The 21,052-nt window shown below is 69.4% G+C and carries 17 protein-coding genes; 1 reads left to right on the forward strand and 16 read right to left on the reverse strand.

The window, feature by feature from the left end; all coding sequences use genetic code 11:
• Positions 1-24: 24 nt before the first annotated feature.
• A complete protein-coding gene (locus ACXJKD_RS08385; RefSeq protein ID WP_457254015.1) occupies positions 25-2,049 on the forward strand; it encodes a PhoX family protein in 2,025 nt (674 codons plus the stop codon).
• A gap of 158 nt (positions 2,050-2,207) precedes the next feature.
• On the opposite strand, the gene ACXJKD_RS08390 is transcribed toward ACXJKD_RS08385, so the two are convergent.
• From ACXJKD_RS08390 to ACXJKD_RS08465, 16 genes are all read right to left on the reverse strand, one after another.
• A complete protein-coding gene (locus ACXJKD_RS08390) occupies positions 2,208-3,209 on the reverse strand; it encodes a polyprenyl synthetase family protein (RefSeq protein WP_457254016.1) in 1,002 nt (333 codons plus the stop codon).
• 116 nt (positions 3,210-3,325) lie between these two features.
• Positions 3,326-4,924, reverse strand: coding sequence for an NADH-quinone oxidoreductase subunit NuoN (gene nuoN / locus ACXJKD_RS08395; protein WP_457254017.1), 1,599 nt, complete (start codon positions 4,922-4,924; stop codon positions 3,326-3,328).
• Entirely contained in the window at positions 4,924-6,453 is a 1,530-nt protein-coding gene (locus tag ACXJKD_RS08400; RefSeq protein WP_457254018.1) for an NADH-quinone oxidoreductase subunit M, read from the reverse strand. The genes nuoN and ACXJKD_RS08400 overlap by 1 nt, the downstream gene beginning before the upstream one ends.
• On the reverse strand, positions 6,453-8,402 hold the full coding sequence (gene nuoL / locus ACXJKD_RS08405; RefSeq protein ID WP_457254020.1) for an NADH-quinone oxidoreductase subunit L: 1,950 nt from the start codon (positions 8,400-8,402) through the stop codon (positions 6,453-6,455). The genes ACXJKD_RS08400 and nuoL overlap by 1 nt, the downstream gene beginning before the upstream one ends.
• A 13-nt stretch (positions 8,403-8,415) precedes the next feature.
• Positions 8,416-8,715: an NADH-quinone oxidoreductase subunit NuoK gene (nuoK, locus tag ACXJKD_RS08410; RefSeq protein WP_344129611.1), complete on the reverse strand. Its 300-nt coding sequence runs from the start codon at positions 8,713-8,715 to the stop codon at positions 8,416-8,418.
• Positions 8,712-9,482 (reverse strand): NADH-quinone oxidoreductase subunit J, encoded by a 771-nt coding sequence (locus tag ACXJKD_RS08415; RefSeq protein ID WP_457254021.1) that lies wholly within the window; start codon positions 9,480-9,482, stop codon positions 8,712-8,714. The genes nuoK and ACXJKD_RS08415 overlap by 4 nt, the downstream gene beginning before the upstream one ends.
• The gene (gene nuoI, locus ACXJKD_RS08420) at positions 9,479-10,171 is read right to left on the reverse strand and encodes an NADH-quinone oxidoreductase subunit NuoI (RefSeq protein ID WP_457254022.1); all 693 of its coding nucleotides are present in this window, start codon (positions 10,169-10,171) and stop codon (positions 9,479-9,481) included. Before nuoI ends, ACXJKD_RS08415 begins: the two co-directional genes overlap by 4 nt.
• Positions 10,164-11,534 carry an NADH-quinone oxidoreductase subunit NuoH gene (nuoH, locus tag ACXJKD_RS08425; RefSeq protein ID WP_457254174.1) on the reverse strand — a complete coding sequence of 457 codons (1,371 nt, stop codon included), beginning with the start codon at positions 11,532-11,534 and terminating at the stop codon, positions 10,164-10,166. The genes nuoI and nuoH overlap by 8 nt, the downstream gene beginning before the upstream one ends.
• Positions 11,535-11,569: 35 nt before the next feature.
• Positions 11,570-14,044 carry an NADH-quinone oxidoreductase subunit G gene (locus tag ACXJKD_RS08430; protein WP_457254024.1) on the reverse strand — a complete coding sequence of 825 codons (2,475 nt, stop codon included), beginning with the start codon at positions 14,042-14,044 and terminating at the stop codon, positions 11,570-11,572.
• Positions 14,041-15,354 (reverse strand): NADH-quinone oxidoreductase subunit NuoF, encoded by a 1,314-nt coding sequence (nuoF, locus tag ACXJKD_RS08435; protein ID WP_457254025.1) that lies wholly within the window; start codon positions 15,352-15,354, stop codon positions 14,041-14,043. Before nuoF ends, ACXJKD_RS08430 begins: the two co-directional genes overlap by 4 nt.
• The gene (nuoE, locus tag ACXJKD_RS08440) at positions 15,351-16,244 is read right to left on the reverse strand and encodes an NADH-quinone oxidoreductase subunit NuoE (RefSeq protein WP_457254026.1); all 894 of its coding nucleotides are present in this window, start codon (positions 16,242-16,244) and stop codon (positions 15,351-15,353) included. Before nuoE ends, nuoF begins: the two co-directional genes overlap by 4 nt.
• Positions 16,244-17,602, reverse strand: a complete 1,359-nt coding sequence (locus tag ACXJKD_RS08445) for an NADH-quinone oxidoreductase subunit D (RefSeq protein ID WP_457254027.1) — start codon at positions 17,600-17,602, stop codon at positions 16,244-16,246. The genes nuoE and ACXJKD_RS08445 overlap by 1 nt, the downstream gene beginning before the upstream one ends.
• Positions 17,602-18,510: an NADH-quinone oxidoreductase subunit C gene (locus tag ACXJKD_RS08450; RefSeq protein ID WP_457254029.1), complete on the reverse strand. Its 909-nt coding sequence runs from the start codon at positions 18,508-18,510 to the stop codon at positions 17,602-17,604. Before ACXJKD_RS08450 ends, ACXJKD_RS08445 begins: the two co-directional genes overlap by 1 nt.
• Positions 18,507-19,136 carry a NuoB/complex I 20 kDa subunit family protein gene (locus ACXJKD_RS08455; protein ID WP_457254030.1) on the reverse strand — a complete coding sequence of 210 codons (630 nt, stop codon included), beginning with the start codon at positions 19,134-19,136 and terminating at the stop codon, positions 18,507-18,509. The genes ACXJKD_RS08450 and ACXJKD_RS08455 overlap by 4 nt, the downstream gene beginning before the upstream one ends.
• Before the next feature lie 18 nt (positions 19,137-19,154).
• Positions 19,155-19,517, reverse strand: coding sequence for an NADH-quinone oxidoreductase subunit A (locus tag ACXJKD_RS08460; protein ID WP_056924312.1), 363 nt, complete (start codon positions 19,515-19,517; stop codon positions 19,155-19,157).
• Positions 19,518-19,626: 109 nt separating this feature from the next.
• Positions 19,627-20,961, reverse strand: a complete 1,335-nt coding sequence (locus tag ACXJKD_RS08465) for a geranylgeranyl reductase family protein (protein ID WP_457254031.1) — start codon at positions 20,959-20,961, stop codon at positions 19,627-19,629.
• Positions 20,962-21,052: the final 91 nt, after the last annotated feature.

Genomic DNA, 21,052 nt, shown 5'->3' on the forward strand with positions numbered 1-21,052 from the left:
GACCCCAGACCTGGAGGAACTTCGATGTCCACAGCTTCACCCGAGCGCACCACCCTGCCCCTGCTCACCGTCCACCAGGGCGGCCGGAGCGCGATGACGTGCCACTTCAAGTGTGACGACGCCTGCAGCAAGCCCATCCCGAACCAGACCGACCACGGCTACTTCGGTGACCTGGTCGCGGCGGGTGCGTCCCGACGCGCGATCCTCAAGGGCAGCGGACTGGTGGCGGCCGTGGTCGGTCTCGGCACCCTGACCGGGGTGCAGTCCGCAGCCGCCGCGACTGGCTCGGCGCCCTCGGGGGCCTCGGCCGCAGCCCGTGGGACGAAGTCCCCGTTCGGGTTCGCCGCCATCGCTCCACAGCCGGCCGGCACCGACAAGGTCGTCATCCCCGACGGCTTCGAGTGGTCGACCATCGTCGCCTGGGGCGACCCGATCCTGGCCGACGCTCCCGCCTTCGACTTCGAGCACCAGAGCGCGGCGGCCCAAGAGGGTCAGTTCGGCTACAACAACGACTACACGACGCTGGTCCGGGGACGCGACGAGACGCGCGGGACCCTGGTGTGCAACAACGAGTACACCAACGACGAGCTGATGTTCCGCGGCTACACGGGGTCAGCATCGCTGACGCCCGAGCAGATCCGGATCACGATGGCTGCGCACGGGATGTCCGTGGTCGAGCTGCGACGCAAGAACGCCACCGCGCCGTGGCGCTACGTCAAGGGCGCCGCAGCGAACCGCCGGGTCACGGCCACCACGCCGTTCGCCTTCGACGGCCCCGCGGCGGGTCACCGGCTGCTGAAGACCACCGCCGACCCCTCCGGCACGCGCGTGCTCGGCACCTTCGGCAACTGCTCCGGTGGACTCACCCCCTGGGGCACCGTGCTGTCGGGTGAGGAGAACTTCAACGGCTACTTCTCCGCCGCGACCGCACCGGCCGACCAGACCGACGCCTACAAGCGCTACGGACTCACGGGCTCGAAGGGCCGCGGCTGGGAGCGGGTCGACAGCCGCTTCGACGCGACGCGGGAACCCAATGAGGTCAACAGGTTCGGCTGGGTCGTCGAGCTCGACCCCTCGGACCCGTCCTCGACGCCGGTCAAGCACACGGCGCTCGGCCGGCTCAAGCACGAGGGCGCCAACGTCACGGTGGCTCCCGACGGTCGCGTGGTCGCCTACCTCGGCGACGACGAACGGTTCGACTACCTCTACAAGTTCGTCTCGCACGGCCGCTTCCGCCCCGGCAGCTCGGACAAGGCCCGCGCGCACAACCTGACGCTGCTGTCCTCGGGCGACCTCTACGTCGCGAAGTTCACCGGGGACGGGTTCGCGGACGGCATCAGCGACGGCTCCGGCCAGTGGCTGCCCCTCGTCGTCGACAACGAGAGCAAGGTCGCCGGGTTCACCCACGAGGAGGTCCTCATCTGGACGCGCCTCGCCGCCGACAAGGTCGGTCCCACCAAGATGGACCGACCCGAGGACGTCGAGCCCAACCTGGTCAACGGCCGCACCTACGTCGTGTGCACCAACAACACCAGCCGCCAGCCCAGCCAGATCGACGAGGCCAACCCCCGCGCCAACAACAAGCACGGGCACATCATCGAGATCACGCCGACCGCGGGTGACGACACGACGGCCAGCTTCACCTGGAAGATCGTCCTCATCGCCGGAGACCCGACCGACCCGACGACCTACTTCAACGGCTACGACCGCACCGAGGTCTCGCCGATCTCGTGCCCGGACAACATCGCCTTCGACCACGACGGCAACATGTGGATCGCCACGGACGGCAACGCCCTCGGCACCTGCGACGGCATGTACCTCTTCCCACTGTCGGGCCCGCACCAGGGTCACCTGCAGCAGTTCCTGTCAGTGCCCGCGTACTCCGAGTGCTGCGGCCCCCTCGTCACCTGGGACCAGCAGACCGTGCTGGCCGCCGTCCAGCACCCGGGTGAGACCACCGGTGCCTCACCCGCCGCCCCGCAGAGCCAGTTCCCCTACCTCGGGGGCGGCCAGCCCCGCCCGGCAGTCATCCAGATCCACCGCACCTGAGCAGGAGGTATGCCGCGGGCTCAGCCCCGCGGCATACCTCACCTCACGTCGCTCCCCCATGCAAAAGGCGAGTTAGCGCCGCCCGACCCGGCGCCAACTCGCCTTGTGCATGAGAACGCGACGGTGGGGCGGTGGGGCGGTGGGGCGGTCGGGTCTCGTCAGCCGACGCGGGAGACGACGCTGGTCGCCAGGGCCCGCAGCGCGGACTTGGCCTCGCCGTCGGGCAGCGGGTCGAGGACATCCTGCGCCGCGGTCGCGACCGCCGACGTGTGCTCGCGGGCGCGCTCCATGGCCGGGTGCCCGCGCAGGAGGCCGAGGGTCTCGTCGAGCGCAGCCTGGTCGCGCAGGTCGGACTGCAGGAGCTCGCGCAGGCGGGCGTCGGCGGGGTCGGTGGAGGCCAGCGCGTAGAGGACGGGCAGCGTCCGCTTGCCCTCGCGCAGGTCGGTGCCCGGAGTCTTGCCGAGGTCGTCGGCGTCCGACGAGACGTCGATGAGGTCGTCGGCGAGCTGGAAGGCCATGCCGAGCCGCTCGCCGTACTCGCGCATGATCTCGACCGTGGCCGCGTCGCAGCCCGAGAACATCGCGCCGTAGCGGGCCGCCGTGGCGATCAGGACGCCGGTCTTGTCGGCCAGCACCTGGAGGTAGTAGTCGACCGGGTCCTCGCCGCTCGCGCTCGGCCGGTCGTCGCGGATCTGACCGGCGCAGAGGCGCACGAACGTCTCGGCCTGGATCTTCACGGCCTCGGGTCCGAGGTCGGCGATGATCTTCGACGCGGTGCCGAAGAGCATGTCGCCGACGAGGATCGCGGTGGAGTTGCCGTACTTCGCGTTCGCGCTGGGTGCCCCGCGCCGCACGTCGGCCTCGTCCATCACGTCGTCATGGCACAGCGACGCGACGTGGGTCAGCTCAACGCCCGCGGCGGCGGCGACCACGTCGGAGTTGGCGCCACTGCCCAGCTCGGAGGCGAGCAGGGTCAGCAGCGGCCGGAACCGCTTGCCCCCGGCCTCGATGAGGTGGTGGTTGGCCTCGGCGATGAACGGGTCGTCGTGGTCGACCTCGATGCGCAGCACCGCGTCGACCGCAGCCAGCCCCTCCCGCAGGCGGTCGGACAGGTCGTCGGAGACATCGGGCAGGACCAGGACCGGTGGGGTCGTGCTCACGTGGCAGTCCGCGTCGTCGAGACGGAGAGCGTCATCGCGCCCGCGGTCATTTCACCAGCCTGTGTCATCGCACCAGCCTGTGTCATCGCACCAGCCTGTGTCATCGCACCAGGGGGTCATCGCACCAGGAACTGCGACGACCGCTCGGCCAGGTCGAGGACCTGGGCCGGGAGGACACCGAGGACGAGCGTCACGAGGGTGCCGATGGTGATCGCGATCGTGGTGAACGGCGACGCCGTCTCGGCCACGACGACCTCACCGGCCGGCGGCTCGGTGAAGTACATGAGCACGATCAGCCGGACGTAGACGAACGCGGTGATGACGCTGCAGAGCACGCCGATGATGACCAGGGCCACCCCGGACCGGCCGCCGAAGGAGATAGCCGGCGAGAACGCGGCATACTTCGCGGCGAAGCCGGAGGTCAGCGGGATGCCCGCAAAGGCCAGCAGCAGGAAAGCGAAGACGCCCGCAACCACGGGGTGGTTGCGGCCGAGCCCGGCCCACTGGGACAGGTGCGAGGCCTCGGACCCACCCTGGCGCACGAGCGACACGACGGCGAAGCCCGCGATCGTCATGAAGCCGTAGGCGACGAGGTAGAACATCGTGCCCGAGACACCGGTGCGGTCGAAGGACAGCACCGCGACGAGGATGAACCCCGCGTGGGCGATGGAGGAGTAGGCGAGCAGCCGCTTCACGTCGGTCTGGGTCACCGACAGCACCGCACCGACGACCATGGTCAGGGCGGCCACGGCGATGACGCCACCACGCCAGTCCCAGCGGTTGGCCTCGACGCCGACGTAGACGACGCGCAGGATCGCGCCGAAGGCGGCGACCTTGGTGCACGCGGCCATGAAGCCGGTCACCGGGGTGGGCGCACCCTGGTAGACGTCAGGGGTCCAGGAGTGGAACGGCACGGCGCCGACCTTGAACAGCAGGCCGACCAGCACCAGCACGACGCCGGGCAGGAGCAGGCCCTCGAGGGCTCCGTTGGCCGCCTTCACCGCCGTGGCGATGTCGGCGATGTAGAGCGAGCCCGCGTAGCCGTAGAGCAGGGCTGCACCGAAGAGGAAGAACGCCGAGCTGAACGCACCGAGCAGGAAGTACTTGAGCGAGGCCTCCTGCGAGAGCAGGCGGCGACGACGCGCGAGCCCACAGAGCAGGTAGAGCGGCAGCGACAGCACCTCGAGCGCGACGAACATGGTCAGCAGGTCACCCGCGGCCGGGAACAGCAGCATGCCGACGACCGAGAAGAGCGTCAGCGGGAAGACCTCGCTGGTCGCCAGCCCGGCCCGCAGCGCGGCGGCCTCGTGGGGCGAACCGGGGACGGCCGCACCCATCGGGGTGAAGGCGTCCGCACCCTGGCCGCCGAACTTCTCGGCCATGGTCAGCACGCCGAGCGCCGCCATCAGCAGGATCGATCCCTGCAGGAAGAGGGCGGGGCCGTCGATGATGACCGCCTGGGCCAGCGTGCCACCGCGGTGCGCCTCGTCGGCGGAGACCGTCACGAGGACCACGAACGCGGCGACGAGCGACACCAGGGCCAGCGAGACCTGGATGACGTGGCGGTGGCGACGCGGCGCGAAGGCCTCGACCAGCACCCCGACGAGCGCGCCGGTGATCACGATCAGCATCGGGGCGATCGCACCGTAGTCGACGTCGGCCGGCTTGAAGGCCGTGACCAGCGCCGGGGCGGACAGAACCGTCATGGCGGGCATTACTTCGTGCTCCCGTCAGCAGCGGAGGTGGGGGCCGGGTCGGTGACGCCGACGTACTGCAGGGTCGTGGACACCGCCGGGTTGAGCATGTCGAGGGCCGGCTTGGGGTAGAACCCGAGCACGAGGAAGGCCGCGATGAGCGGGGCCACGACGAGCTTCTCGCGCCGGGTGATGTCGCGCACCGGCGTCGTCAGCTCCGGCGTGGGCCCGGTCATCATCCGCTTGTACATCAGCAGGATGTAGAGGGCGGCCAGGACGATGCCGGCAGTGGCGATGACCGCCGCGGCCGGGTAACGCTGGAACGTGCCGACCAGCACCATGATCTCGGAGATGAACGAGCTGAGTCCGGGCAGCGCCAGACCCGACAGGCCCGCCACGAGGAACACCCCGGCGAGCCCTGGCGTCACCCGCTGCCAGCCACCGAAGTCGGGGATCCGTTTGCTGCCCCGACGGGCGACCAGCATCGCGCCGATGAGGAACAGCGCCGCGGTCGAGAACCCGTGGTTGAGCATGTAGAGGGTCGAGCCCGCGCCGCCGGTCGTCGTGAGGGCGAAGATGCCCAGCACGATGAAGCCGAAGTGGCTCACCGACGTGTAGGCGATCAGCCGCATGATGTCGGTCTGGCCGATGGCGAGCAGCGCGCCGTAGAGGATCGAGATGACCGCCAGCACCAGCACCACCGGGGTGGCCCACTTCGAGGCCTCCGGGAAGAGCTGCAGGCAGAACCGGATCATCCCGTAGGTGCCGACCTTGTCGAGGACACCGACGAGCAGCACCGCGGTGGCCGGGCGGGCCTCGGTGGCGGCGTCGGGCAGCCAGGTGTGCACCGGCCACATCGGCGCCTTCACCGCGAACGCGAAGAAGAAGGCGACGAACATGAGCCGCTCGGGCGTCACGCCGAGGTCGAGCCCGGTCAGCTTGGTGACGAGGAACCCGTCGGCCCCGCCGGGGCCGTAGCGGTAGAGCGCGATCACGCCGACCAGCATGACCAGCCCACCCGCGAGCGAGAAGAGCAGGAACTTCACCGCGGCATACTGCCGACGCGGCCCACCGAAGGAGCCGATCAGGAAGTAGACCGGGATGAGCATCGCCTCGAAGAAGACGTAGAACAGGAACACGTCCGTCGCCGCGAACACGCCGACCATGAAGGTGGCGAGCACGAGCATCAGCGCGAAGTAGTACTTCTCGCGCTTGCCACCCTCGGGGACGTCACGCCACGCCGCGAGGATGCAGACCGGCGTGAGCACCAGCGCCATGAGGATCATGACCAGCGCGATGCCGTCGACGCCCAGGGCGTAGGACACCCCGAACTGCGGGATCCACTCGTGCTGCTCGGTGAGCTGGAACTGCTGGTCCGAGGTGTTCTCGAACTGCAGCGCGGCGGCGATGCCGAAGACGAGCGTCACCAGCGAGAAGCCGAGGGCGACGTGCTTGGCGCGGTCGGTCAGGCCGGCGGGCAGCCCGGCCACGACGGCAGCGCCGATGAGCGGGATCACCCCGATCACGGTCAGCCAGGGGAAGTTCGTCATCACTGGATCACCCACATGGCACCGAGGATCGCGACGACGCCGGCGAGCATCGTCAGGGCGTAGGAGCGGGCGAAGCCGTTCTGGAGGCGACGCAGTCGACTCGACGTGCCACCGACGAGGGCGGCGAGTCCGCCGACCCCACCGTCGACACCCCGGGTGTCGGCGAACACCAGTGCTCGGGTCAGGTGGAGACCTGGCCGCATGAAGACTCCCTCGTTGACGTCGTCCTGGTAGAGGTCACGGCGTGCGGCGCGGGTGGCCAGGGAACCCGTGGGCTGCACCTGGGGCACCTCGTCGCGCCAGTAGCGCATCCACGCGAGCAGGACACCGCCGGCGACCAGCAGCAGCGTCAGCGTCATGAGCAGCCACACCGGCAGGACCGGGTGCTCGCCCTCCTCGTGGCCACCGACGACCGGCTCGAGCCAGTGCGTGAAGGTGCCGCCGATGGACAGGACGAGGCCGAGCAGACCGGAGCCGACCGCGAGCACCATCATCGGGATGGTCATGGTGCGGGGTGACTCGTGCGGGTGCACGTCCTCGGTCCAGCGCTTCTTGCCGTGGAAGGTCATGAAGAACAGGCGCGACATGTAGAACGCGGTGATGCCAGCGCCGATCAGCGCGGCGCCACCGAACACCCACGGGCGCCAGCCCTCGCCGATGAACGCGGCCTCGATGATCTTGTCCTTGGACCAGAAGCCGGAGAACGGCGGTACACCGAGGATGGCGAGCCAGCCGAGGCCGAAGGTGATCCAGGTGACCTTCATGGCGCCCGACAGCCCACCGAAGCGACGCATGTCGACCTGGTCGTTCATGCCGTGCATGACCGAGCCGGCGCCGAGGAACATCCCGGCCTTGAAGAAGCCGTGGGTCAGCAGGTGGAAGATCGCGAAGGCGTAGCCGACCGGGCCGAGGCCCGCCGCGAGCATCATGTAGCCGATCTGCGACATCGTCGAGGCGGCCAGCGCCTTCTTGATGTCGTCCTTGGCGCAACCGACGATCGCCCCGAAGACCAGGGTGATCGCGCCGACGATGACGACGCACAGCTGCGCGTTGGGCGCGTGGTCGAAGACGAAGCTGCTCCGCACCACGAGGTAGACGCCGGCCGTGACCATGGTCGCCGCGTGGATGAGCGCGGACACCGGGGTCGGGCCGGCCATCGCGTCGCCGAGCCAGCTCTGCAGCGGGAACTGCGCCGACTTCCCGCACGCGCCGAGCAGGAGCATCAGCCCGATCGCGGTGAGGACGCCCTCGCCCGCGCCGCCCTCGGCGGCCTGCTGCACCCCGGCGAAGGTGACGGTGCCGAACGCCGCGAACATGATCATGATGCCGACCGACAGGCCGAAGTCACCGACCCGGTTGACGACGAACGCCTTGTTGGCGGCGGTGGCGTAGGCCGGGTTGTGGTTCCAGAACCCGATGAGCAGGTAGGAGGCGAGACCCACGCCCTCCCAGCCGACGTAGAGCAGCAGGTAGGAGTCGGCCAGCACCAGCAGCAGCATCGCGGCCACGAACAGGTTGAGGTAGGCGAAGAACCGGCGCTTGTCCGGGTCGTGCTCCATGTACCCGATCGAGTAGACGTGGATGAGCGACCCCACGAAGGTCACCAGCAGCACGAACGTCACCGACAGCTGGTCGACGAGCATGCCGGCGTCGAGGTTGAACGAGCCGGCCGGCACCCAGTTGAACAGGTGGAGGTGCGCGGCGCGGTCCTCGCCATCGCGGCCGAGCATGGCCATCCAGACGACGAAGCCGACGACGAAGGCCGCCCACGACATGGCGGTGGCGAACAGCGGCCCCCACTTGTCGGTGGCGCGTCCGCCGAACAGCAGCACGGCGGCACCGAGCAGCGGCAGGGCTACCAGCAGCCAGGCGTATGCCGTGACGCCGGTGGCCGCGGCAACGCTGTCAGACGCTGTGGTGGCGGTGGCGAGGTGGGCGAGGGAGGTCACCTGGTGGCTCCTTCTACAGCTTCAGCAGGTTGGCGTCGTCGACCGAGGCCGACCGGCGGGCACGGAAGATGGCCATGATGATGGCCAGTCCCACGACGACCTCGGCAGCGGCGACCACCATGACGAACAGGGCGATCACCTGGCCGTCGAGGTTGCCGCGCATCCGGGAGAACGTCACGAACATCAGGTTGGTCGCGTTGAGCATCAGCTCGACACCCATGAACACGATGATGGCGTTGCGGCGCATCAGGACGGCCGCGCCACCGATCGCGAACAGCAGGGTCGCGAGGTAGATGTAGTTGACGAGGTTCATCGCTGCGACCCCTCCTCGATCTCGTGCTCGATGTCGTGCTCCGACTCGATGTGGCGGGCCGGCGCGACGTTCTGCTCACGGGCGGTGAGCACGCGCGAGACGGACAGCTCGCTCGGCGTGCCGTCGGGGAGCAGGGCCGGGGTGTCGACCGCGTTGCTGCGGGCGTAGACACCGGGCGCCGGAAGACCGGCGACGTTGCGGTTCTCGAGGATGCGGCGCTCGGACCAGGCGCGCTGGCTCGGCTTGGTGCCGATCCGCTCGCGGTGGGCCAGCACCATCGCGCCGAGCGCGGCGGTGATGAGCAGGGCCGAGGTGATCTCGAAGGTCCAGACGTACTTGCCGAAGATGAGGTCGGCGACGCCGGACACGTTGCCGGTGCTCTCGTTGACGCTGGCCAGACCCTTCATCGGGCCGAACTGCGCCCGGCCGATCGCGGTGAACAGCAGGGTGGCCAGGCCGAGCGTGAGCAGTGCGCCCGCCCACTTCTGGCCCTTGAGCGTCTCGACCAGGGAGTCGGACGAGTCGACGCCGACCAGCATCAGGACGAAGAGGAACAGCATCATGACCGCGCCGGTGTAGACGAAGATCTGGATGATGCCGAGGAAGTCGGCCTCCTGCGCGATGTAGAAGATCCCGAGGTTGATCATCACCAGGGCCATGCCCAGGGCGGCGTGCACCGCCTTCTTGGCGAAGATCAGGCCGAGCGCACCGAGCACGCTGATCGGCGCGAGGATCCAGAACATGATCTGCTCACCCAAGCCGGTCATCGGCGCACCGCCTCGGTCGTGTCGCGGGTGGCCTGTCGCGTGGTCACGGTGTCCACTCCTTCGACGGGGTCGCCGCTGGGCGCGAGACCGTCCTCGGGCTGGGCGTCGTGCTCCTTCACCCAGGCCTCCTGCTCGGGCGTCGCACGGGCGACCTTGCCCTGGTAGTAGTCGCGCTCCTCGAGGCCCTCGACCATGGGGTGCGGCGCGGGCAGCATCCCGTCCTGGAGCGGGGCGAGCAGCTGCTCCTTGGTGAAGATCAGGTCGGCCCGGTTGTTGTCGGCCAGCTCGTAGAAGTTGGTCATCGTCAGGGCGCGCGTCGGGCAGGCCTCGATGCACAGGCCGCAGAAGATGCAGCGCAGGTAGTTGATCTGGTAGACGCGGCCGTAGCGCTCGCCGGGTGAGAACCGGCCGGTGCCACCGTCGGAGTCGTCGTTCGACGCACCCTCGACGAGGATCGCGTCGGCCGGGCAGGCCCACGCGCACAGCTCGCAGCCGACGCACTTCTCGAGGCCGTCGGCGTGCCGGTTGAGCTGGTGCCGGCCGTGGTAGCGCGGCTGGGTCGGCCGCTTCTCCTCGGGGTACTCCTCGGTCTCCAGCTTGCGGAACATGGTGGCGAAGGTGACGCCGAACCCTCCGACCGGGGCGAACAGGTCGGCGAAGAAACCGGGCTGCTTCTGGTCGTCAGCCACGAGTGGCCTCCTTCTCCGTTGCGGTGTCGGGGCCGCTGATCGCCAGGGACGGCTCCTTGAGCCGCTGGCCGGGCAGTGGTGGCACCGGGTAGCCGCCGGCGAATGGGTCGATCTCCTCCGGCGGCGGCGCGTTGCGGATCGCGGCCTTCTCGTTCTTGCGGGTGTCGCGCATCCAGGTCCAGACCAACACCCCTGCGGCGAGCACGATGATGAAGACGATGCTGAGGATCGGGTACTCGCGGCCGCGGACGGTGAGCTTCGGTCCGTCGATGAAGCCGAGCTGGCTCGCCTTCATGAACGCGGCGATGACGACCCACGTCAGGGTGGCGGGAATGAGGAACTTCCAGCCGAAGCGCATGAACTGGTCGTAGCGGACCCGCGGCAGCGAGCCACGCAGCCAGACGAAGAAGAACATGAACAGCCAGAGCTTGATGACGAACCAGAGCAGGCCCCACCAGCCGTGGTTGAACATGCCGTCGTTGATCGCCGCGATGCCGGGAGGGGCCATCCAGCCGCCGAGGAACATCGTGGTGGCCAGCGCCGAGACGGTGAACATGTTGACGTACTCACCGAGGAAGAACATCGCGAACTTCAGCGACGAGTACTCGGTGTGGAAGCCACCGGTCAGCTCGCCCTCGCCCTCGGCGAGGTCGAAGGGCAGGCGGTTGGTCTCGCCGACCATCGTCACGACGTAGACGAGGAAGCTCGGGACCAGCGGCAGGATGTACCAGAGGTCCTTCTGGGCGCCGACGATCTGCGAGGTCGACATCGACCCGGAGTAGAGGAAGACCGCGACCAGCGACAGACCCATGGCGATCTCGTAGGAGATCACCTGGGCGGTCGAGCGCAGGCCACCGAGCAGCGGGTAGGTCGAGCCGGACGACCAGCCAGCCAGGACGATGCCGTAGACACCGACGCCGGCGACTGCGAGCACGAGCAGGACGGCGACGGGGATGTCGGTCAGCTGCAACGGGGTGCGGTGGCCGAACATCGAGACGGTCGGTCCCATGGGGATGATCGCGAACGACACGAACGCCATGGCACCGGCGATGGCCGGGGCCAGCGCGAAGACCACCTTGTCGGCGTTCTTGGGCGTGAGGTCCTCCTTGAGGGCCAGCTTCACGCCGTCGGCCAGGGTCTGCAGGAGCCCGAACGGGCCGGTGCGGTTGGGGCCGGGACGCTGCTGCATCCGGCCGATGACCCGACGCTCGAACCAGATCACGACGAGCGTGTTGACCAGCAGGAAGACGAAGACCAGCAGCGCCTTGACCAGGTGCAGCCACCACGGGGTGTCGCTGAAGTCCGTGCTCGGGTTGTCGGCGAACGGCGCCTGCGCGCCGAGGCCGGATGCGAGGTGCGGTATGCCGGTGAGGGCCTGCGCGGCATACGTCAGGGTGCTCACTGGGCGCCTCCCTTCGTGACGGTCACGACGTCACCGGAGACCGCCCCCAGCGAGGCGCGGACGGTGGAGCCGTCGGAGTTCGTCGGGAGCCAGACGACGTGGTCGACCATGCCCTCGGTGACCGCGACGCGCGCGGACACGGAGCCGCGGCGGTTGGAGACCGTCACGGTGTCGCCGTCGACGAGGCCGAAGAGCTCAGCGGTGGCGGCGGACACCCGGGCGCGGGCCTTGGCCGCGGTGCCGGCCAGGAACGGCTCGCCGTCCTGCAGCGAGCCCCGGTCGAGGAGGTGGTGCCAGGTGGCCAGCACGAGCTGGCCGTCACCGGCACTCGGGACCTCGGCCACCGGCACGGTGGGAGCGTCGCGGCGCTCGCCGGTCCAGGGCCCGAGGGCGGTCATCTCGCGGCGGATCTCGGCGAGCGTGCGGGTGCCGAGGAAGGAGCCCATCTCGTTGGCCAGCATGTCCAGGACGCGGTAGTCCGACAGGGCGGCGGTGTCGAGGGCCGGCTCGAAGGACCGCGGACGGCCCTCCCAGTCGACGAACGTGCCACCCTTCTCGGCCTGCGGGGCGACCGGCAGCACGACGTCGGCGACAGCCGTCACCGACGAGGGCCGGAAGTCCAGCGACACGACGAAGGTCTTGGCCAGGGCCTCCTCGGCACGCGGGTCGGCGAGGTCGGCGGCGTCCACGCCACCGACGACCAAGGCGTTGACCGAGCCGGTCGTGGCCGCCCTGAGGATGCCGGCACCGTCGCGGCCGGGCACGTCGGGCAGCCCGACGACGTCCCAGGCCTCGGCGACCTGCTGGCGAGCGGCCGCGTCGGCGACCGGACGGCCACCGGGCAGCATCGTGGACAGGGCGCCGGCCTCGAGGGCACCACGCTCTCCGGCACGACGGGGCACCCAGGCGACCCGGGCGCCGGCCGAGGACGCGAGGGCCGCGGCTGCCGACAGGGCGCCCGGCACGCTGGCCAGTCGCTCGCCGACGAGCACGATCGCCCCCGGGGTCTCGAGGGCCTGCGCGGCCTTGGCCGCGGCACCGTCACCGGTGACACCGTCGGCGAGGGCGCGCAGCACCTCGGCCTCGGTGCCGGGGGCGGACGGGATGAGCGTGCCGTTGAGCTTGGTGAGGCCGCGCGTCTCGAAGGGCGCCACGGCATACACGGCGGTCTTGCCGCGACGCGCCGACTTGCGCAGCCGCAGGAAGACGATCGGGCTCTCCTCCTCGGGCTCGAAGCCCACGAGGACGACGGTCGCTGCCTGCTCGAGGTCGGCGTACGTGACCGCTCCCCCGTCCGGGCCCGTCGCGACGACGGAGGCGGCCAGGAAGTCGGCCTCCTCGGCGGAGTGGGGGCGGGCACGGAAGTCGATGTCGTTGGTCGCGAGGACCGCACGGGCGAACTTGCCGTAGGCGTAGGCGTCCTCGACGGACACCCGGCCACCGGTCAGGACGCCGACACCCTTGGCCGCCGCGAGGCCGCGAGCCGCGACCTCGAGGGCCTCGGGCCACGACGCGACCTGGAGCTCGCCGAGCTCGTCGCGCACCATCGGGTACTCGAAGCGGTCACCGGTGGAGGCGTACTGGAAGGCCCAGCGGCCCTTGTCGCAGTTCCACTCCTCGTTGACCAGCGGGTCGTTGACGGCCATCCGGCGCAGCACGGCACCGCGACGGTGGTCGGTGCGGATGGAGCAGCCCGAGGCGCAGTGCTCACACACGCTCTTGGTCGACATCAGGTCGAACGGGCGGCTGCGGAACCGGTAGGCCGCACCGGTGAGCGCGCCCACGGGGCAGATCTGCACGGTGTTGCCCGAGAAGTAGGACTCGAACGGCTGCTGCTCGTAGATGCCGACCTGCTGGAGCGCGCCGCGCTCGACCAGCGCGATGAACGGGTCACCGGCGATCTGGTCGGAGAAGCGGGTGCAGCGGGCGCACAGGACGCAGCGCTCCCGGTCGAGCAGCACCTGCGAGGAGATGTTGATCGGCTTGGGGTAGGTGCGCTTGACGTCCTCGAACCGGGACCGGGCGCGGCCGTTGCTCATCGCCTGGTTCTGGAGGGGGCACTCGCCACCCTTGTCGCAGACCGGGCAGTCGAGCGGGTGGTTGATGAGCAGCAGCTCCATCACACCCTGCTGGGCCTTGTCGGCGACCTTCGAGGTCTCCTGCGTCTTGACCTCCATGCCCTCGGACACCGTGATGGTGCACGAGGCCTGCGGCTTGGGCATCGGCCGCAGCTGCCCGTCCGGGCCGGGCGTGGCGATGTCGACGAGGCACTGCCGGCACGCGCCGACCGGCTCGAGCAGCGGGTGGTCGCAGAACCGCGGGATCTGCACGCCGACCTCTTCGGCGGCACGGATCACGAGCGTGTTCTTGGGGACGGCCACGGCCACGCCGTCGATGGTGACGTTCACCAGGTCGGTCGCGGGCGCGGCGCCCTTCTGGCCTGCGTCATTCTTTGCCTGGGTCACAGTCATGCGGTCACGCGGTCCTTGTGGAAGAGCGTCGACTCCCGGGCGTCGAAAGGGCAGCCGCCGTGGGTCAGGTGGTCCAGGAACTCCTGCCGGAAGTACTGGATGCTGCTGGTGATCGGGCTGGTCGCACCGTCACCGAGCGCGCAGAAGCTGCGGCCGAGGATGTTGTCACAGATGTCGAGCAGCTTCTCGAGGTCCTCCTCGGACCCCTGCCCGTGCTCGAGCCGGCCGAGGATCTGCTTGAGCCACCAGGTGCCCTCGCGGCACGGCGTGCACTTGCCGCAGGACTCGTGCTTGTAGAAGTCGGTCCAGCGGTCGACCGCACGGACCACGCAGGTGGTCTCGTCGAAGATCTGCAGCGCCCGGGTGCCGAGCATCGAGCCGGCGGCAGCCACCGACTCGAAGTCGAGCGGGGTGTCGAGGTGCTGGTCGGTGAACAGCGGTGTGGACGAGCCACCCGGGGTCCAGAACTTGAGCTTCTTGTTGGGGTCGCGCATGCCGCCGGCCATGTCGAGCAGCTCGCGCAGGGTGATGCCGAGCGGTGCTTCGTACTGGCCGGGACGCTTGACGTGACCCGAGAGGCTGAAGATGCCGAAGCCCTGCGACTTCTCGGTGCCCATGCCGGAGAACCAGTCGGCGCCGTGCAGCAGGATCGGCGGGACCGAGGCGATCGACTCGACGTTGTTCACGACGGTGGGGCGGGCGTAGAGCCCGGCCACCGCGGGGAACGGCGGCTTGAGGCGCGGTTGTCCGCGACGGCCCTCGAGGCTGTCGAGCAGCGCGGTCTCCTCGCCACAGATGTAGGCGCCGGCGCCCGCGTGCACGGTGATGTCGAGGTCGAAGCCCGAGCCGTGGATGTCCTTGCCGAGGTGGCCCGCGGCATACGCCTCCTCGACCGCCCGCAGCAGGCGGCGGTAGACGTGCACGACCTCACCACGCAGGTAGATGAAGGCGTGGTTGCAGCCGATCGCGAAGGACGTGATGACACAGCCCTCGATGAGGAACTGCGGCGCCGCCATCATCAGCGGGATGTCCTTGCAGGTGCCCGGCTCGGACTCGTCGGCGTTGACGACGAGGTAGCGGGGGCCGCCGTCCGGAGGGGGCAGGAAGCCCCACTTCATGCCGGTCGGGAAGCCGGCGCCACCACGACCGCGCAGACCGGAGTCCTTGGTCATCTGCACCAGGTCGGCCGGCTTCATCGCCAGCGCCTTCTTCAGCGCCTGGTAGCCCTCGTTGCGCTCGTAGGTCTCGAGCGTCCACGACTGGGGGTCGTCCCAGAACTTCGTGAGGATCGGGGTCAGCGTGGTGCTCATGAGTCAGCCTTCCCGTCTGCCTTGCTGTCGCCGTCGAAGAGCGTGGCCGGCTTGTCGTCGACCTTCTCGTCAGGCGCGTTGGCCGCGCTGTCGGTGGAGGTATGCCGCCCTGCCGCCGTCTCGTCGGACGTCGCCGTGGGCTGCTGGTCGTCGTTCGCCGTCTCGCCGGCCGTGCCGTCAGGGGCGGTCCAGCCGCGCTCGTGGGCGAGCCGCAGGCCCTCCAGCGAGGCCGGTCCGGCGCCGACACCCTCGTCCGCGAGGCCGTCGTGGAAACCGGCCAGCACGCGCGAGACCTGCTTGAAGGTGCACACCTTGGCGGGACCGCGGCTGGGACGGACGTCCTTGCCGGCCCGCAGGTCGTCGACGAGCTGCTTGGTCGACTCGGGCGTCTGGTTGTCGAAGAACTCCCAGTTGGCCATCACCACGGGGGCGAAGTCGCAGGCGGCGTTGCACTCGACCCGCTCGAGGGTCACCTTGCCGTCGGGCGTCGTCTCGTCGTGACCGATGCCGAGGTGCTCGGAGACCTCGTCCCAGATCTGGTCACCGCCCATGATCGCGCACAGGGTGTTGGTGCAGATGCCGACCGTGTACTCGCCGTTGGGGTGGCGCTTGTACTGCGTGTAGAACGTCGCGACGCCCGAGACCTCTGCCGTCGTCAGGTCGAGCACGTCGGCGCAGAAGTCGATGCCGCGACCCGTGACGTAGCCGTCGACCGACTGCACGAGGTGCAGCAGCGGCAGCAGCGCGGAGCGCTTCTGCGGGTACTTCGCGACGACCTGGGCAGCGTCCTCGTGCAACGCGGCCAGGACGTCCGCGGCATACGGCTCCTTGGACTCTGGGGCGACGGTCAGGTGTCCCGCCGCCGTCTGGATCCCGTAGTGCTCGGCCATCAGCGGTCCACGCCTCCCATGACGGGGTCGATCGAGGCGACGGCGACGATGACGTCGGCGATCTGGCTGCCTTCGCACATCACGGCCGTGGCCTGCAGGTTGTTGAACGACGGGTCACGGAAGTGCGCGCGGTAGGGGCGCGTGCCGCCGTCGGACACCGCGTGGCAGCCGAGCTCGCCCTTGGGGCTCTCGACCGCGGAATACGCCTGACCCGGAGGCACCCGGAAGCCCTCGGTGACCAGCTTGAAGTGGTGGATCAGGGACTCCATCGAGGTGCCCATGATCTCGCGGATGTGGTCGAGGCTGTTGCCCATGCCGTCGCCGCCGATGGCGAGCTGAGCAGGCCAGGCGATCTTCTTGTCCTCGACCATGACCGGGCCGGGGTTGGCCTGCAGCCGGTCGATGCACTGCTCCGCGATCTTGAGCGACTCGTACATCTCGTCGATGCGGATCCGCAGGCGGGCATAGGCGTCGGACTCGGTGCGGGTGATGACCTCGAAGTCGTAGGTCTCGTAGCCGCAGTAGGGGTCGAGCTTGCGCAGGTCGTGCGGCAGGCCGGTCGAGCGGAGCACGGGGCCGGTGATGCCCAGCGCCATGCAGCCCGACAGGTCGAGGTAGCCGACGTCGACGGTGCGGCCCTTGAGGATGGGGTTCTCGTTGAGGAGGAGCTCGAGCTCGCCAAGTCCCTTGCGCACCAACGGGATCGTGTCGCGGACCTTGTCGATGGCACCGGGCGGCAGGTCTTGCGCGACACCACCGGGGCGGATGAACGCGTTGTTCATGCGCAGGCCGGTGACCATCTCGAAGATCGACAGGATGCGCTCGCGCTCACGGAAGCCGACCGTCATGACGGTGGTGGCGCCCATCTCCATGCCACCGGTCGCGAGGGCGACGAGGTGGGAGGTGATGCGGTTGAGCTCCATCATCAGCACGCGGATCGTGCTCGCGCGCTCGGGGATCTGGTCGGTGATGCCGAGGAGCTTCTCGACCGAGAGGCAGAAGACGGCCTCGTTGAAGAACGGCGTGAGGTAGTCCATCCGGGTGCAGAACGTCACGCCCTGCGTCCAGGTGCGGAACTCCATGTTCTTCTCGATGCCGGTGTGGAGGTAGCCGATGCCCGCGCGGGTCTCGGTCACGGTCTCGCCGTCGAGCTCGAGGATGAGGCGGAGCACGCCGTGCGTCGACGGGTGCTGCGGTCCCATGTTGACGACGATCCGCTCCTCGTGGAGGGCGGCCGCCTCGTCGACGAGCTGGTCCCAGTCGCCGCCGGTGGCGTTGAAGACGTGGGCGCCCTCCGCGGCCGCCGTGTCGGCGCCCGAGGTGGCGTAGATGTCCGTGTGGGTCGAGTTGGTCGTCATCAGCTGTAAGACCTCCGCTGGTCCGGCGGCGGGATGGTGGCGCCCTTGTACTCGACGGGGATGCCGCCGAGGGGGTAGTCCTTCCGCTGCGGGTGGCCCGGCCAGTCGTCGGGCATGAGGATGCGGGTGAGCGACGGGTGGCCGTCGAACTCGATGCCGAACATGTCCCACGTCTCGCGTTCGTGCCAGTCGTTCGCCGGGTAGATCTCGACGATCGACGGGATGTGCGGGTCGGCATCGGGTGCGGTGACCTCGACGCGGACCCGGCGACCGCCGTGGGTGATCGACAGGAAGTGGTAGACGGCGTGCAGCTCGCGGTCGGCCTCGTGCGGGTAGTGCACGCCGGAGACACCGGTGCACATCTCGAAGCGCAGCGCGGGGTCGTCGCGCAGGGCGCGGGCGACGGCCGGGAGGTGCTCGCGTCGCACGAACAACGTCATCTCGCCGCGGTCGACCACGACTCGCTCGACGGCCTCGGTATAGGAGGCGGAGCCACCCAGGAGGCCGCGCTCGAGCTGGTCGGCGATCTCGTCGAAGTAGCCGCCGTACGGGCGGACCGCCGCGCCGGGGAACAGGATGGGACTGACCATGCCGCCGTAGCCCGAGGTGTCACCGGTGTCGGCCGCGCCGAACATGCCGCGCCGCTCACCCACCACGACCGGGTCGGGGGCGGTGCCGGGGGCGGCCGGGAGTCGCTCGTCGGTGTCGCGGTCGACGACCTCACCCGGCTGCACGCCGATGGTCGACGCGGCAGCCACGGGGGCCGGCTGCTCGGGTCCGGCACCCTTGTCGGCGGCGGCGGCGTCGGCCTTGGTGCCGTCGATGTTGCTGTTGGCCGTGGCCTTCTTGGGGTCCTCGGCGGGGGCGTCCTTGGTCTCGTCGGCTGCGTCGTTGGTCGCTTCGCTCATGCCACACCACCGTGGGCCACATCGGTGCCGTGCAGGTGACCGTGCGCGTGGGTGTGGCTGCTGCCGGCACCCTGGGCGAGCAGACCGGTCATCTGGTGGGTCGGGGTCGCGGCCAGCGCTGCGGCCTCGGCGGCGCGTGCGGCGGCGACCCGGTTGACGCCGAGCTTGGAGTTCTGGATCTGCTCGTGCAGCGTGATGATCGCGTTGAGCAGCATCTCGGGGCGAGGCGGACAGCCGGGCAGGTAGACGTCGACCGGGATGATGTGGTCGACCCCCTGGACGATGGCGTAGTTGTTGAACATGCCACCGGAGCTGGCGCAGACACCCATCGAGATGACCCACTTGGGCTCGGGCATCTGGTCATAGACCTGGCGGACGACCGGCGCCATCTTCTGGCTGACGCGGCCGGCGACGATCATCAGGTCGGCCTGGCGCGGGGTCGCGGAGAACCGCTCCATCCCGAACCGGGCGATGTCGTAGTCGGGCGTGCCGACGGCCATCATCTCGATGGCGCAGCAGGCGAGGCCGAACGTGGCCGGCCAGACCGAGCTCTTGCGCATGTAGCCGGCGACCTGCTCGACCGTGGTCAGCAGGAAGCCCGCGGGCAGCTTCTCTTCGATTCCCATTTGGTTCCTAGTCCCTCGTCAGTCCCACTCGAGGCCGCCGCGGCGCCACACGTAGGCGTAGGCCACGAACACGGTCAGGATGAACAGCACCATCTCCACGAGCGCGAAGAGGCCGAGCTGGTTGAAGGCCACCGCGAAGGGATAGAGGAACACCGACTCGATGTCGAAGATGATGAAGAGCATGGCGGTCAGGTAGTACTTGATCGGCACGCGGCCACCGCCCGCGGCCTGGGGGGTCGGCTCGATGCCGCACTCGTAGGCGTCGAGCTTGGCGCGGTTGTAGCGCTTGGGGCCGGAGACCGCCGCTGCGCCGACGGAGAAGACGGCGAACCCGCCACCGATGGCCAACAGGAAAAGCAACGGGACGTAGGGGTTGCTCATCGCGGTGCCACTCCCTTTCTGTCGTCGCTGCGGTTGTCAGGTGTGTCGCCGGTCACATGCTTGCGGTGCGGCCCAATCCTATGGGCGACGCCAGAGAATGCACGCCGGGTCATGCGTCCGGGGCCATCTTCGACAGCGCGGTGATGAGGCGGTCGGACGGGTCGCCTCCGTGGGGCTCGGCGAGGTTGGCCATCACCTTGAGGAGGAACTTCATCAAGGTGGTGCGCGGCAGGCCGTACTTCGTCGCCAGCCGCATGACCTCGGGGTTGCCGATCATCTTCGCGAAGTAGCGACCCAGCGTGTAGTAGCCACCGAGCGCGTCGGCCATGACCTTGGGGTAGGACTGCAGGACCCGCTCGCGCTGCGCGTCGGTGCCACGGGCGAAGGCCTGGGCGATCACCTCCGCGGCGAGGCGCCCGGACTCCATCGCGTAGGCGATGCCCTCGCCGTTGAACGGGTTGACCATGCCCCCCGCGTCGCCGACCAGGAGCAGGCCGTTGTCGTAGTGCGGCTGCCGGTTGAAGCCCATCGGCAGTGCCGCGCCGCGGATCGGGCCGACCATGGTCTCGTCGTTGTACGTCCAGTCCTCGGGCATCGTCGCGACCCAGCGACGCATGACGTCCTTGTAGTCGGTCTTGCCGAAGGCGCTGGAGGTGTTGAGGATGCCGAGGCCGACGTTCGAGGTGCCGTCGCCGACGCCGAAGATCCAGCCGTAGCCGGGCAGGAGCACCTTCTTGCCGCTGTCGTCGGTGGACCACAGCTCGAGCCAGGACTCGAGGTAGTCGTCGTCGTGGCGGGGGCTGGTGTAGTAGGTGCGCACGGCCACGCCCATCGGGCGGTCCTCACGCTTCTCCCGGCCCATCGACAGGGACAACCTCGAGGAGTTGCCGTCCGCGGCGACGACCAGCGGCGCGGCATACCGGAGCTCGGGGCCGGTCGAACGGCCCTTCTCGTCCACCGCCTTGGCGGTGACGCCGACGATGGAGCCTTTGGAGTCGAGGATCGGGCCGGTCACGTTGGTGGACTCGCGCAGCCGCGCGCCGTGCTTCACCGCGTGCTTGGCGAGGATGTCGTCGAAGTCCTGCCGCGTGCGGACCAGGCCGTAGGGCGGGAAGCTGGCGAGGTCGGGCCACGGGAGGGACAGCCGCATGCCGCCGCCGATGATCCGCAGGCCGTGGTTCTTGATCCAGCCGTCTTCCTCGGGCGTGGGGATGCCCAGGGTGATCAGCTCCTTGACCGCGCGCGGCGTCAGCCCGTCGCCACAGACCTTCTCGCGCGGGAACGCCGTCTTCTCCAGGACCAGGACGTCCAGCCCCGCCATGGCGAGGTAGGCCGCCGTGGCCGATCCCGCCGGACCGGCACCGACGACGATCACGTCGGCGGTCTCCGTGGGTGCGCCGGCTGCGGGAGTGGCTCCCGTGGCCTCGCTGATGGTGTCTGTCACGCCTGCCTCACACGCTTGTGAACGTCTTCACGAACTACCGACTGGGGAGTCTATTCCCGACCCGGCTTCCGGTCACCAGTGAGGCGAGCCT

Source organism: Pedococcus sp. P5_B7, from assembly GCF_054049895.1.

Bases quoted from the DNA above. Each gene is read 5' to 3' on its own strand.
- ACXJKD_RS08385 (WP_457254015.1), top strand. From the start codon at position 25: ATGTCCACAGCTTCACCCGAGCGCACCACCCTGCCCCTGCTCACCGTC.
- nuoN (WP_457254017.1), bottom strand. From the start codon at position 4,924: ATGCCCGCCATGACGGTTCTGTCCGCCCCGGCGCTGGTCACGGCCTTC.
- ACXJKD_RS08400 (WP_457254018.1), bottom strand. From the start codon at position 6,453: ATGACGAACTTCCCCTGGCTGACCGTGATCGGGGTGATCCCGCTCATC.
- nuoK (WP_344129611.1), bottom strand. From the start codon at position 8,715: ATGAACCTCGTCAACTACATCTACCTCGCGACCCTGCTGTTCGCGATC.
- ACXJKD_RS08415 (WP_457254021.1), bottom strand. From the start codon at position 9,482: ATGACCGGCTTGGGTGAGCAGATCATGTTCTGGATCCTCGCGCCGATC.
- ACXJKD_RS08430 (WP_457254024.1), bottom strand. From the start codon at position 14,044: ATGACTGTGACCCAGGCAAAGAATGACGCAGGCCAGAAGGGCGCCGCG.
- nuoF (WP_457254025.1), bottom strand. From the start codon at position 15,354: ATGAGCACCACGCTGACCCCGATCCTCACGAAGTTCTGGGACGACCCC.
- nuoE (WP_457254026.1), bottom strand. From the start codon at position 16,244: ATGGCCGAGCACTACGGGATCCAGACGGCGGCGGGACACCTGACCGTC.
- ACXJKD_RS08445 (WP_457254027.1), bottom strand. From the start codon at position 17,602: ATGACGACCAACTCGACCCACACGGACATCTACGCCACCTCGGGCGCC.
- ACXJKD_RS08450 (WP_457254029.1), bottom strand. From the start codon at position 18,510: ATGAGCGAAGCGACCAACGACGCAGCCGACGAGACCAAGGACGCCCCC.
- ACXJKD_RS08455 (WP_457254030.1), bottom strand. From the start codon at position 19,136: ATGGGAATCGAAGAGAAGCTGCCCGCGGGCTTCCTGCTGACCACGGTC.
- ACXJKD_RS08460 (WP_056924312.1), bottom strand. From the start codon at position 19,517: ATGAGCAACCCCTACGTCCCGTTGCTTTTCCTGTTGGCCATCGGTGGC.